A 12,860-nucleotide genomic window follows, 5' to 3' on the forward strand; every position below is an offset into this window, starting at 1 on the left:
GGCCGGGACAAGCCCGGCCATGACGGCTAATCAAGCTCCCTCAACGCCGCCTCCACCACCTTGCGGGCGTCGGCCGACAGCGCGGCCTGCGGCGGGACGGGATCGCCGACGTCGTAGCCCTGAACCGCCAGCCCCGCCTTGATGCAGGCGGCGAGGTTGAAGCGGGCGAAAGCCTCGTTGATCCGCCACAGTCTGCGCTGGAGCGCCATGGCCTCGTCCCAGCGGCCGGCCTTGCAGAGGTCGTAGAGTGCGACGCTCTGGCGCGGGATGATGCAGGCAGGTCCCGCCATCCAGCCGAGCCCGCCGATCAGCATCACCGCCGCCGGGATGTGGGCGGAGGCCGAGAACACGCGCAAGGCATAGCCGCAGCGGTTCATGATCGAGAGCAGCCGGCCGGTATTGGTCGAGGCGTCCTTGATGTAGCCGATGCGCGGATGTTCAGCGAGGCGCGCGATGATGTCGAGCGTGAGATCGGAACGCTGGAATTGCGGATTGGTGTAGATGACGACCGGGATGTCCACGGCATCCGCGATGGCGCGGAAGTACGATTCGACCTGGGCATCGGCGAGCGGAAAGTACGCTTCCAGGATCGCCAGGATGCCGTTGGCACCACACTTCTGATACGCCCTCGCCTGCGCCACTGCATCCGCCGTCGAGGTGGATGCGACGCCGGCCACGACCGGCACGCGGCCCTTCGCGGCCTCGATGGTGGTCTGCACGATCGCGGTGCGTTGCGCGGCATTGAGATAGGCGAACTCGCCGGTCGAACCCAGCGGCGTCAGCCCGTGCACGCCTGCGCCGATCAAATCGTCGCAGAGCTTGCCGAGGACTTCGGTGCGCACCGTGCCATCGGCATCGACGGGCGAAATGAGGTAGGGAAAGACGCCGTGAAAATCAGGCATGTCAGGCTGAACCCCGGAAAATTGGCTAGCGCCTGACCGGTCATAGCAATGCCCGCGCTATCGATCAAACCCTGATCAGGCGCACCCGCGTGCCCCAGGGATCGACGGCCTCCAGACCATTGGCGAGCGCCGTGACATGCGCGCCGCCCTTGCGCAGGCGCTCCTCCTGCGCAGCGAGAATGTCCTGCTTCGCCATCACCAGCGAGAACCAGGCGAGCCCCGTGGTCTGATCGTCGCGTTGGCCGGCCCCCTGGCTCTGCCAGACGTTCATGCCGAGGTGATGGTGATAGCGGCCCGACGACAGGAACGCGGCGCCGCCACGGCGGCGGGTCGGATCGAGGCCGACCGTGCCGTGATAGAACCGTTCGGCCTCGGCGAGATCGCCGACACGCAGATGCATGTGGCCGACGCGCAGACCATCCGGCGCCTTGGCGTAGTCTGCCACGCGCGTGTTGGTCAGCGACAAGAGGTCAGGGATGTTGAGCTCGTCGCTCGCCATCTTCACGCTGCCCTCGCTCCACTGCCATTGCGAGGGATCGCGGTCGGCATAGACCTCGATGCCGTTGCCTTCGGGGTCGTCGAGATAGACGGATTCGCTGACGAGATGATCGGCGAAGCCCGACAGCGGCACGCGGTGCGAGGCGGCGTGCACCAGCCAGCGCGCGAGATCTTTTCGCGACGGCATCAGGAAGGCGGTGTGGTAGAGGCCCGCGGCGTTGCGCGGCTCGATCGCGGCCTCGGGACGGGCTTCCAGCACGAGCAGCGTGATACCGGCCGTGCCGAGCGTCGCGCCGGTCGCGGAGCGCTCCATCACGGTGAGCCCGATCACGTCGCGATAGTAGTCCGCGACCTTGTCGAGGTTCTTGACCCGGAGCGTCACCATGCCCACCCGCATCGGCGTGCGGCTGGCATAGGTCGGACCGCCGCCTTGCGGCAGGCCCTCGGCCCGAGCGGCGGCGGCCGCCGCCATCGCGAGCGAGGTCGCACCGGCGAGTTGAAGCAGGGTACGGCGGGTGAGGTCGACGGTCATCGGTCGGGGCTCGCTGGAAACGCTTAGGGACGTGCGGTGCAATTTCTGGATTGCTACACGTTCCCGTGAAGGCCTCCCAATCACATGTTCGTCGGCCGTAGTCCTGCGGAAGCCGGTCCGCCCCATCTGTCCTGGCCACCCGGCCAGTTTCGCTATCGCCCGCGACATCCCAGATTGAGGACAATTTACAGGAGCCTTCCATGACCGACCCCACTCCTCTGTCGTCCCTTTCGTCCGCGCTCGCGGATGTCGTGACGCGCACCGCGCCATCCGTCGTCGCCGTGCATTCGCATCGCTCCCGCGCCACCGGCTTCGTCTGGAAACCCGGCTTGATCGTCACCGCCGACGAAGCGCTGGCCGACGAGGGCGATATCCAGATCAGCCTCCCCGACGGCAGCACCGCGGCCGCCACAATCGTCGGCCGCGACCATACGACCGACATCGCGCTGTTGCGCACCGATGCCAGTCTTGCGCCGGTCAAGCTGGCCGCGACCGTTCCGCCCCTCGGCACGCTGTCGGTCGTCGTCGCCACCGATCGCGATGCGCCGAGCGCGGCGCTCGGCATGGTATCACTGTCCGGCAAGAGCTGGCGCTCCTTGCGCGGCGGCGACATCGATGCGCGGATCGAGCTCGACGTACGCCTGCGCTTCGCGCAACAAGGCGGGCTCGCGCTCGATGCATCAGGCGACGCCTTCGGCATGGCCGTGCTCGGGCCGCGGCGGGTCCTGGTGATCCCGACGGCGACAATCGAGCGGGTCGCGGCACAGCTCGAGGCGCGCGGCCGCATCGCCCGCGGATATCTCGGCCTCGGGCTCCAGCCGGTGCGGCTCGACGATGGCATCGGCGCGATGGTGATGAATGTCGACAAGGCCGGCCCTTCGGCTGCGGCCGGCATCCGCCAGGGCGACGTCATCGTGGCGGTTAACGACCAGAAGCTCTCCGGCGTGCGTGCGCTGTCGCGGACGCTGGGACCTGCGAGCGTCGGCACGGTCGTCGATGTCGCGGTGCGCCGCGGCGGCGAGCCAGTCAGCTTCAAGGTCACGATCGGCGAGAGGCCCGAGGCGTGAGCGAGGACAACGCGCCCGAGATCGTGCTCGCCCTGGAGATCGACGATCCCGCCCTCGCCGATCGCCTGGCGGTCTTGCTCGGCAACATCGCCGGGCTTCGGCTCGCCGCGCCCGGCGAGGCCGCCACGGCGACGGTCATGGCGCGCGATCCGCGCAGCATGCCGGAAGACATCGCGCTGACGCAGCGCGAGCTCGATGTCCTGGCGCTGATGGCGGAAGGCGCGTCCAACAAGCTGATCGCGCGCCAGCTCGGCATCTCCGTGCACACGGTCAAATTCCACGTCGGTTCGCTGCTCGACAAGCTGGATGCCACCGGCCGCACCGACGCGGTCGCGCATGCGGCACGCCGCGGCGTGATCGAGCTATGACGCCGTCAGCTCCTATCGCGCTGATGTCGCCGGGAAGCTGAGCCGGACCGTGAGGCCCGGCGCATTGTCGTGCAGTGCAATCTCGGCGCCATGGAGACCGGCAACGGCCGCGACCAGGCTCAAGCCCAGACCGTTGCCCGGCGTGTAACGGCTCTGTTCGAGCCGGTAGAAGCGCTTGAACACGTGATCGCGCTCTCCGGTGGGAATGCCCGGGCCATCGTCGGCGATCGCGATCACCGCCCCGCCACCGGCGCTGCGACAGGTCACGGTGACCTGCCCGCCCGCGCGGCCGTGCTTTATCGCGTTGTCGACCAGATTGGCGATGGCGTCGAACAGCAGGTCGCGGTCCCCCGTAATCGCCACCTGGCGGTCGCCGTCAAGGCTGAGGCGGGTCGCCACCTGCTCGGCCGCGGCGTCATAGAGTTCGACGACCTCGCCGGCGATTTCAGCGAGGTCGAGCGCACGAAACGCACTCCGGCGGGCGCGGGTCTCGATCTCCGAGATCCGCGTGATGGAAGCGAACATGCCGAGCACCGAATCGAGATCGGCGATGGTGTCGCCGATCAGCACCGCATCGGCCTCACCATTGCGCGGGGTGTGATAGGCCTTTTCCAGCCGGCCGCGCATGCGCGTCAGCGGCGTGCGCAGATCGTGGGCGACGTTGTCGCTGACCTGCTTGACCTCACCCATCAGCGTCTCGATGCGGTCGAGCATCTGGTTGAGGTTTTCGGCGACGCGGTCCCACTCGTCGTGACTGCCGCGCAAGGGAATGCGCCGGTCGAGCCCCGACAGCATGATGGCGCGGCTGGTCGCATTGATCTCCTCGATCCGTCCGACCGTGCGCCGCGTCACCAGCACGGCCGCGACCCCGGCCAGCACGGCCAGCAGCACGGCGACGGCGACCATCGCGAGCTCGATCATCGCGGTGAAGCCGCTGTGATCGCCGGCGTCGCCGACCCGGCCCTGCACATAGGCGATCGTGCCGAAATAGACATAGGCCATGATCGCCGCGACGATCAGGCCGAACGCCGCGATCGCGATCAGTGCCAGACGGAAGGTGGAGGAGCGGAGCGTCTTAGCCAGGAGCACGGATGCAATATCCGATGCCGCGGATCGTATGGATCAGCGGATAGGCCTGGGCATCGTCGACCTTGCGGCGGACCCGCCCGACATAGACGTCGATGATGTTGGTGGAGGGATCGAAATGCAGATCCCAGACATGCTGGAGCAGCATCGCCCGGGAGACGACGCGGCCTTCGTTGCGGACGAGATATTCGAGCAGCTGAAACTCGCGCGGCAGCAGCGGAATTTTCCGGCCGCGCCGGCTGGCGTTGCGCGCGATCAGGTCGATGGCGAGATCGCCGACCCGCAGGATGGTTTCCTTGGCGACGGTCTCGCTGCGGCGGCCGAGCGCCTCGAGGCGCGCCAGCAGCTCGACGAAGGAGAACGGCTTGACGAGATAGTCATCGCCCCCGGCGCGCAAACCGCGCACGCGGTCGTCAACCTCGCCGAGCGCGGAGATGATCAGGAAGGGTGCGGCGATGCCGTCGTCGCGCAACTGGCGCATCACGGCGATGCCGTCGATGTCGGGCAGCATGCGGTCGATGGTGATCACGGCATAGTCGCGGGCGACGCCGTGGCTCAGGGCTTCACGACCCGTCGCGGCAAGATCGACGTCGTAGCCCGAGGTGGTGAGTTCCTCGACGAGCTGGCCTGCGGTTTCCGGATCGTCCTCGACGACCAGAATGCGGCGGTGACCTCCGGTCATGCAAAACTCCGCGCGACGATCGCCACCAGACTATCCCGTTCCGGGGCTGAGCGGAACCGCCCGGTGGCGATCGCGACAATGGTGCGGTACCGCGATGCGACTACCAATAGTCTCCGCACACATTGACCCATTGCCATCCATAGGGCGTCAAGCTCCTGCGCCAGCAACCATCGTCGTAATAGTTGGCATAGTTGGCATAGAAGAACGGCGCGCCGACGAAAGCGAACCGGTTGAAGCGGTGACGGTGGAAGAAGGCATGGCGGCCAATGAACGGCCTGCCGTGCCAGCCCGGGCCAGCAAACCGCGGGCCGAAAGCGGCGCGGGTCGCTAATGGTGCACCGGCAAAGCGCGGCCCGATGGCGGCGCGGGCAGCCATTGGCGAGCCGACGAAGCGGGCTCCACCGAAGCCCGGGCCGCCAGCAAAGCGCGCGCCACCCATGCCGCCGAAACCACCCGCGCGCATGCCGCCGAAGCCACCCGCATGCATTCCGCCGCCACCGAAATGCCCGCCACCGCCAAAGCCGCCATGGCCGCCACCGCCGAAGCCGCCACCGCCATGGCCTCCGCCACCGCCGCCACGGGCAAGCGCAGGTGAAGCGAGCGCCATCATTGCGGCGAGCGTCACCGCAGTGACGCCTTTGAGAAGCCTGTTGTCCATCGAAGCATCCTCCGTGCTGCGCGGCGATCTTTCTGCCGCGCGAGGAGGATCAGATGAGAGGAAGGGACAGGCACCTTCAACTTACAAACGCGCCAGATTCTGACGCAGGTGTTAGGGACGAACGCTCTTTCGCTCCCTCACCCCGTTCTGACGGGGAGAGGGTGGGGTGAGAGGCTGCGTCCCGCCAAGGTGATCTAAAAAGTGATCGCAACGCTTGTCCCGTGCACCGTCAAGTTACGAGCCGGAGGGGCCTTTGATCCGGTCAGCCGCATGCCTTGCCTCACCTGGATCGCTAGCGCGATCCGACCTCTCCCCGCAAGAGCGGGGAGAGGTTAAAGTATCACGCCCGCTTGCCGCCGTTCCTCTCGGCCGCCCGGCGCATGGCCTCCGCGAGGGCGCCGCCGCCGGAGGATTCCTGGTTGCGCGGGGCCGACGACGTCATGCGCGCGGGGTTTCGCGAGCTGTTGTCCCGCTGCATGCCGGGCGCGTCCTTCTTGGCGCCGACCTCGTCGTCGAGGCGCAATGTCAGCGAGATGCGCTTGCGGGCGACTTCGAAGTCCAGCACCTTCACCTTGACGATGTCTCCGGGCTTCACCACCTCGCGCGGATCCTTGATGTAGTTCCTGGACATCGCCGAGATGTGAACCAGGCCGTCCTGGTGCACGCCGATATCGACGAAGGCGCCGAAGGCGGCAACGTTGGTCACGGTCCCCTCGAGGATCATGCCCTTCTGGAGATGCTTGATCTCCTCGACACCCTCCTTGAACACCGCGGCCTTGAACGCCGGACGCGGATCGCGGCCGGGCTTCTCGAGCTCGCGCAGGATGTCGGTGACGGTCGGCAGACCAAAGGTCTCGTCGACGAAATCTTTCGGCTTCAGCGTACGCACGATCTCGCTGCTGCCGATCAGCGCCTTGATGTCACTCTTGGTGGCGCTGAGAATCCGGCGCACCACGGGATAGGCTTCCGGATGCACGCCGGACGCATCGAGCGGGTCCTCGCCGCCGAGGATGCGCAGGAAGCCGGCGCATTGCTCGAACGCCTTCGGGCCGAGCCGCGGCACGTCCTTCAGCGCCTTGCGCGACTTGAACGGGCCGTTGGCGTCGCGGTGGGCCACGATGCTCGAGGCCAGGCCGGAGCCGACACCCGACACGCGGGCCAGAAGTGGCGCCGAGGCGGTGTTGACGTCGACGCCGACCGCGTTCACGCAGTCCTCGACCACGGCATCGAGCGACTTGGCGAGCTTGGCCTGGCCGAGGTCGTGCTGGTACTGGCCGACGCCGATCGCCTTGGGCTCGATCTTGACGAGCTCGGCGAGCGGGTCCTGGAGACGGCGGGCGATCGAGACTGCGCCTCGCAGGGTGACGTCGAGACCCGGCAACTCCTCCGAGGCGAAGGCCGAGGCCGAATAGACCGACGCGCCGGCTTCCGACACCACGATCTTGGTCATCTTCAGCTCGGCCAGGCCCTTGACGAGATCGCCTGCGAGCTTGTCGGTTTCGCGCGAGGCGGTGCCGTTGCCGATCGCGATCAGCTCGACACGATGCTTCAGCGCAAGCTTGCCGAGGATCGCAAGCGCCTCGTTCCACTGCCGCTGCGGCTCGTGCGGATAGATCACGGCAGTATCGACCACCTTGCCGGTCGCGTCGGTGACGGCGACCTTGACGCCGGTGCGGTAGCCCGGATCGAGGCCCATGGTGACACGGGTGCCGGCGGGTGCCGCGAGCAGCAGGTCGCGCAAATTGGAAGCGAACACGCGCACGGCCTCGGTCTCGGCGGCATTCCACAGCCGCATGCGCAGGTCGATGTTGAGATGCACCTGGATCTTGGTGCGCCAGGCCCAGCGCACGGTGTCGATCAGCCAGCGGTCGCCGGCGCGCTTGAGGTCGGCGATGCCGAACCGCTTCATGATCTTCAATTCATAAGCGCTCGGCACGCCCGGCGGCGACGCTTCGGCTTCGGCCTGCATCTGAAGGTCGAGGATTTCCTCCTTCTCGCCGCGGAACATCGCGAGGATGCGGTGCGACGGGAGCTTCGTCAGCGGCTCGGAGAACTCGAAATAGTCGGCGAACTTTTCGCCCTCGGTCTTCTTGCCCTCGCGCACCTTGGAGGCCATGCGCGCGTTGGTCCACATCTCTTCGCGCAAAGCACCGATCAGGTCGGCGTCTTCGTCGAAGCGCTCGACCAGGATGGCGCGGGCGCCATCGAGCGCGGCAGCGGCATCGGCAACGCCCTTCTCGGCGTTGATGAAAGTTTCGGCCACGACCTTCGGATCGTTGCCCGGCTCTGCCATCAGCTGATTGGCCAGCGGCTCGAGACCGGCTTCCTTGGCGATCTCGGCCTTGGTGCGGCGCTTCGGCTTGAACGGCAGATAGATGTCTTCCAGGCGCGCCTTGCTGTCGGCGGCGAGAATGGAGGCTTCCAGCGCCGCATCGAGCTTGCCCTGCTCGCGGACCGATTCGAGGATGGCTTTGCGGCGGTCTTCGAGCTCGCGCAGATAGCCCAGGCGCTCCTCCAGGGTGCGCAATTGCGCGTCGTCGAGCGCACCGGTCGCTTCCTTGCGGTAGCGGGCGATGAAGGGAACCGTGGCGCCGCCGTCGAGCAACGTCACCGTCGCCTCGACCTGCTCCGCCCGTACCCCAAGCTCCTGCGCAATTTTCTGGTTGATATTTGCCACGCGAGAATCCCTCTATCCAAGCACGCGACGCGGGGGCGAACCACCGGCAGCGGGACGCCGCTTATGGACCAACCGAGGTTGATTCATCAAGGTGCGGCGCGCAACCGTCGACAGAGGATTTTTTTGTTGAACCGGATGCGATCTCGCCACATTCGTGGGTGCCTGCACCCCCGCTTGTGCCTTGACATGCGCCTCCGTTCCACGGCTGGTTCATCCGCCGGACCACCGAACTCCACACGAGGACTGCAATGCGGACAGCATCGGTCGGCGTCTTCAGGGTCGCCACCAAGGGCCCCGGCGACGTCTCCGGCCTCATGGCCATGATCGGCTCCGGCGCGATCGACCCGACAACGATTTTGGCCATCCTCGGCAAGACCGAAGGCAATGGCGGCGTCAACGATTTTACGCGGGAATATGCCGTTGCTGCGTTGTGCACCGCGCTGGCGCCAGAACTCGGCCTTTCGCCAGAGGCGGTCGAGCAGCGCATCGCCTTCGTGATATCGGGCGGCACCGAAGGCGTGCTCAGCCCGCATATCACGGTGTTCACGCGGCGCCAGGCTGAGCGCCCGGCAGGCATGTCCGGCAAGCGCTTGAGCATCGGCATGGCGCACACGCGGGACTTCCTCCCCGAAGAGATCGGCCGCTCCGCACAGATCATGGAAACGGCCAAGGCGGTGACTGCCGCGATGGCGGATGCCGGCATCACCGATCCCGCCGACGTCCATTTCGTGCAGATCAAATGCCCGCTGCTCACCAGCGACCGCGTCGAAACAGCAAACGCGCGCGGCAACAAGACGGCCACGACCAGCGCCTACAGCTCAATGGCCTATTCGCGCGGCGCCTCCGCGCTTGGGGTCGCGGTCGCGCTCGACGAGATCGCTTCCGATGTTGGCGACGACGACGTGCTGCGGCGCTACGATCTGTTCTCGTCGGTTGCGTCCACCTCGTCCGGGATCGAGCTGATGCACAACGTCATCATCGTGCTCGGCAACTCGGCGTCTTCAGCAGGCGAGTTCGAGATCGGCCACGCCGTGATGAACGATGCGATCGATGCCCCGGCGGTGGTGTCGGCGTTGAACAGCGTCGGGCTTGGTGTTGGCCTTGGTGTTGGGCTTGGCGTCGCGCCGCTAGCCACCGAGGGCCGCGAGCTCGTCAACATCTTCGCCAAGGCCGAGGCCTCGCCTGATGGCAGCGTGCGCGGCTTCCGCCACACCATGCTCGAAGATACCGACATCAGCTCGACGCGCCACGCCCGCGCGGCCGTCGGCGGCCTGATCGCCGGCCTCGCCGGCACCGGCGCGGTCTATGTCTCCGGTGGTGCCGAGCATCAGGGGCCGGCGGGCGGCGGCCCGGTTGCGGTGATCGCAAGGCTGTCTTAATGACGCGGCGACCTCTCCGCCCGGCGCAACCCTGCCCTTCGCGCCGGCTCAGTTGATTCACGCGGGCCCTTGCGAAAAAGGTGACGCCGCTACCCACGGGGATTTTGACTTCATGACTTTGCCGATGAGCTGGAACGAATGGGCGCAGCACGATGGCGTCGGACTGGCAGCGCGCGTCCGCAAGGGCGAGCTGACGGCGAAGGAACTGGCGCGCCAGGCCGCCGCGGGCGTGGCCAAGGTCAATCCGGCACTGTCGGGCGTGGTCGAGCTGTTCGAGGACGTGATCGCCGATCCGGCCAAGGACGGAGCCAATCTTGCCGGCCCGTTCGCCGGCCTGCCCTTCCTGATGAAGGACCTCGGACCGACCATGAAGGGCCGGCTGCAGGAGATGGGCTCGCTGCTGATGCGCGGCAATCGCGCCGCGGCCGATACGTTCCTCACCGGTAAATTCCGTCAGGCAGGCCTCAACCTGATCGGACGCACCACGACGCCGGAATTCGGCGTGTGCAGCTCGGCCGACAATCCCGCCGTCTACGTGACGCGCAATCCCTGGAATACCGACTACACCACCTGCGGCTCGTCCGCGGGCAGCGCGGCGATGGTCGCGGCCGGCGTCGTCCCGATCGCGCATGCGACCGACGGCGGCGGCTCGATCCGCATTCCCGCCGGCGTCAACGGCAATATCGGGCTGAAGGTGTCGCGCGGCGTGTTCTCGCTGGCCCCGCACATGTCCGACCTCACCGGTCTCGTCTCGATCCAGGGCTGCCAGTCGCGCTCGGTGCGCGACACCGCTGCCTTCGTCGATCACGCGCGCGGGCCTGCGCCCGGCGAGTTCATGCCGTTCTGGACCACGGCGCAGCCCTATTCCGAGATGATCAAGCGCGACCCGTCAAAGCTTCGCATCGCGCTGTCGCACACCTGGGGCGACTACACTGCGACGCCGGAGATCGCCGCCGAGCTGGAGAAAACCGGCCGCTTCCTTGAAGGCCTCGGCCATCACGTCGAATACGCGCTGCCCGAACTCGACTTCCGCGCCGCGTTCGCGGCGCAGACCACCTGCTACATCAGCAATTTTGCCGTGGTGATCTCCAACATGCTCGCCGCACGCGGGATGGAAAAGCCACCGGAAGATCTGATCGAGCCCATGAACATCAGGATCTGGGAAGCCGGTCGGCACACGAGCTTCGCCGAGCGGGCGAAGATGCAAGGCGTGTTCAACACCACGTCACGCGGCTTCGGCGCGTTCTTCGAGCAGTGGGACGTGATCCTGACGCCGATCACCGCGTTGCCGACGCCGAAGGTCGGCACCAGGGAATATCTCACCATCTCCGAAAATCCTGACGTCCTCGACTGGTTCGGCAATCTCTGGCGCTTCTTCGCCTTCACGCCGCTCGCCAATCTCTGCGGCATGCCGGCGATCTCGATGCCGATGGCAGAGCAAGACCACGGCCTGCCGCTCGGCATCCAGGCCATCGCCAAGCAGGCCAATGACGGCCTGCTCCTGCAGCTCGCCGCCCAGATCGAGCGCGCGCTCGACGGCAAGTGGAACGGCGGCAAGAAGCCGAAGGTGCATGTGGGCTGAGAGATTGCGATCGCATTCAAAAGCGATCGCCCGCGATCTCAATTCTTCACCGTCGGGATCACCTCCGCCGGCTGCTGCTGACCCTGCCTGTACATCGCCAGCGCCTTGTCGAGGGCCTCGCGCAGCGCCAGCGCTGCGGCCACGCTGCAACGCAAGTGCGCGGTCTGGACCACGTCGACCCTGACGGCGGCACCGACCGGCATCAGCAGGTTCGCGGCGAGCTCGATCTGGATCGCGCCGTTGTGGTGTCCGAAGCAGGATGCGCCGTCGAAATAGATGATCGGTGCCCGTTCCGAGCTGGAGCTCGAAATGGTCACGGGCCCCTGATTGGTGGCGGGTGTTTCGGGGTCGGCCATGGGCACTCCTTAGGGCTAGTCGACGGACGAAGCGCCCACCATCGTTGCTTCGGCACACCATGTCGAGGCCAAACCGGCCCAGGCAGACCAGCCTGCGAACCTGCCTGATGAGCCCCTTTCGGGGTTTTGCGCGGCGCCCGACCTGGTCTAGAACGTCGTCATGTCCACTTCACCCACCACGCTGCCGTTCGAGGATCTCGCCGAGGCGATCAAGGGCCGCCGCTCCGACTACGGCCATATCAGCGGGCTCCAGCTCGACCGCTTCGCCCCCGCCGAGGCCTGGTCCAGCCTGCCCTATCGTCCGGTCTTCGTCGGCGACACCGAGACCGGCGTGCTGCATGGCGGCGTCGTCACCGCGATGCTGGACGAGAGCTGCGGCATGGCGGTGCAACTTGCGCTCGACGGCACGCGCGCGATCGCAACCCTGGATCTGCGCATCGATTATCAGAAGCCGGCGACACCGGGCCTCGACATCAAGGCGCATTCGGTCTGCTACCGCACCACGCGCTCGATCGCCTTCGTGCGCTCCACCGCCTATCAGGACTCCGAGGACGATCCGGTTGCAACCGCGACCGCCTGCTTCATGATCGGCGCCAATCGCACCAACATGCTCGCGGACCGCAGGATGGACTCGCGCAGCATCCCGACGCTGGAGGCGCCCGACGATCCGGACGGCCCGTTCGCCAACAGCCCGTTCGCGCGCTGCCTCGGCATTCGCGTCAATAACGACGGCACGCTGACGATGCCGTTCTCGCCGCAGATCATCGGCAATCCGATCCTGCCCGCGATCCATGGCGGCATGACCGGTGCTTTCCTCGAGACCTCCGCGATCCTCGGCGTGAGGCGCGAGCTCGGCATCGCCGCGCTGCCCAAGCCGATCGGACTCACCGTCAACTATCTGCGTTCCGGACGCGCCCTCGATACCGTCGCCAATGTCTCGATCGTGAAACAGGGCCGGCGTATCGTCGCCTTCGAGGCGCGGGCCTGGCAGGACGATGCGAACAAGCCGATCGCCACCGCTTTCGGCCATTTCATGCTGCGGCCAACGCCCGGAAGTGACGAGGAATAGGCGT

12 protein-coding genes are annotated in these 12,860 nt (G+C 66.8%); 5 read left to right on the forward strand and 7 right to left on the reverse strand.

The features are described 5' to 3' along the window. Positions 1-26 precede the first annotated feature (26 nt). Positions 27-902 carry a dihydrodipicolinate synthase family protein gene (locus tag AB7G19_RS35745; protein ID WP_085399808.1) on the reverse strand — a complete coding sequence of 292 codons (876 nt, stop codon included), beginning with the start codon at positions 900-902 and terminating at the stop codon, positions 27-29. Between the two features lie 64 nt (positions 903-966). Beyond that, on the reverse strand, positions 967-1,932 hold the full coding sequence (locus tag AB7G19_RS35750; RefSeq protein ID WP_085399807.1) for a VOC family protein: 966 nt from the start codon (positions 1,930-1,932) through the stop codon (positions 967-969). 200 nt (positions 1,933-2,132) lie between these two features. Here AB7G19_RS35750 and AB7G19_RS35755 point away from each other — a divergent pair, with 200 nt between their 5' ends. Together AB7G19_RS35755 and AB7G19_RS35760 are read left to right on the forward strand one after the other, a co-directional pair. After that, positions 2,133-2,999, forward strand: a complete 867-nt coding sequence (locus tag AB7G19_RS35755; RefSeq protein WP_354080841.1) for a S1C family serine protease — start codon at positions 2,133-2,135, stop codon at positions 2,997-2,999. Further along, complete coding sequence (locus AB7G19_RS35760; protein WP_028151530.1) at positions 2,996-3,367, forward strand: response regulator transcription factor; 372 nt, start codon at positions 2,996-2,998, stop codon at positions 3,365-3,367. The genes AB7G19_RS35755 and AB7G19_RS35760 overlap by 4 nt, the downstream gene beginning before the upstream one ends. 12 nt (positions 3,368-3,379) lie before the next feature. Here AB7G19_RS35760 and AB7G19_RS35765 read toward each other — a convergent pair whose 3' ends face one another. The 4 genes from AB7G19_RS35765 to AB7G19_RS35780 form a co-directional block, all read right to left on the reverse strand. Beyond that, a complete protein-coding gene (locus AB7G19_RS35765) occupies positions 3,380-4,456 on the reverse strand; it encodes a sensor histidine kinase (protein ID WP_085399805.1) in 1,077 nt (358 codons plus the stop codon). Continuing rightward, positions 4,443-5,135 (reverse strand): response regulator transcription factor, encoded by a 693-nt coding sequence (locus AB7G19_RS35770; protein WP_063985457.1) that lies wholly within the window; start codon positions 5,133-5,135, stop codon positions 4,443-4,445. Before AB7G19_RS35770 ends, AB7G19_RS35765 begins: the two co-directional genes overlap by 14 nt. Positions 5,136-5,235: 100 nt before the next feature. Then, a complete protein-coding gene (locus tag AB7G19_RS35775; protein WP_085399804.1) occupies positions 5,236-5,793 on the reverse strand; it encodes a hypothetical protein in 558 nt (185 codons plus the stop codon). A gap of 340 nt (positions 5,794-6,133) precedes the next feature. Further along, a complete protein-coding gene (locus tag AB7G19_RS35780; protein WP_085399803.1) occupies positions 6,134-8,470 on the reverse strand; it encodes a Tex family protein in 2,337 nt (778 codons plus the stop codon). Between the two features lie 248 nt (positions 8,471-8,718). Here AB7G19_RS35780 and AB7G19_RS35785 point away from each other — a divergent pair, with 248 nt between their 5' ends. Both AB7G19_RS35785 and AB7G19_RS35790 read left to right on the forward strand, forming a co-directional pair. After that, on the forward strand, positions 8,719-9,849 hold the full coding sequence (locus AB7G19_RS35785; protein ID WP_085399802.1) for a ring-opening amidohydrolase: 1,131 nt from the start codon (positions 8,719-8,721) through the stop codon (positions 9,847-9,849). A gap of 112 nt (positions 9,850-9,961) precedes the next feature. After that, positions 9,962-11,431, forward strand: a complete 1,470-nt coding sequence (locus tag AB7G19_RS35790) for an amidase (protein WP_167768098.1) — start codon at positions 9,962-9,964, stop codon at positions 11,429-11,431. 38 nt (positions 11,432-11,469) lie between these two features. Here the strand turns inward: AB7G19_RS35790 and AB7G19_RS35795 are convergent, their stop codons facing one another. Continuing rightward, positions 11,470-11,787, reverse strand: a complete 318-nt coding sequence (locus AB7G19_RS35795; protein WP_028151536.1) for a hypothetical protein — start codon at positions 11,785-11,787, stop codon at positions 11,470-11,472. 160 nt (positions 11,788-11,947) lie between these two features. Here AB7G19_RS35795 and AB7G19_RS35800 point away from each other — a divergent pair, with 160 nt between their 5' ends. After that, entirely contained in the window at positions 11,948-12,856 is a 909-nt protein-coding gene (locus tag AB7G19_RS35800) for a PaaI family thioesterase (protein ID WP_135215195.1), read from the forward strand. Positions 12,857-12,860 lie beyond the last annotated feature (4 nt).

The sequence above is a fragment of the Bradyrhizobium sp. 215_C5_N1_1 genome, from assembly GCF_052075935.1.
Taxonomy (GTDB): Bacteria; Pseudomonadota; Alphaproteobacteria; order Rhizobiales; family Xanthobacteraceae; genus Bradyrhizobium; species Bradyrhizobium barranii.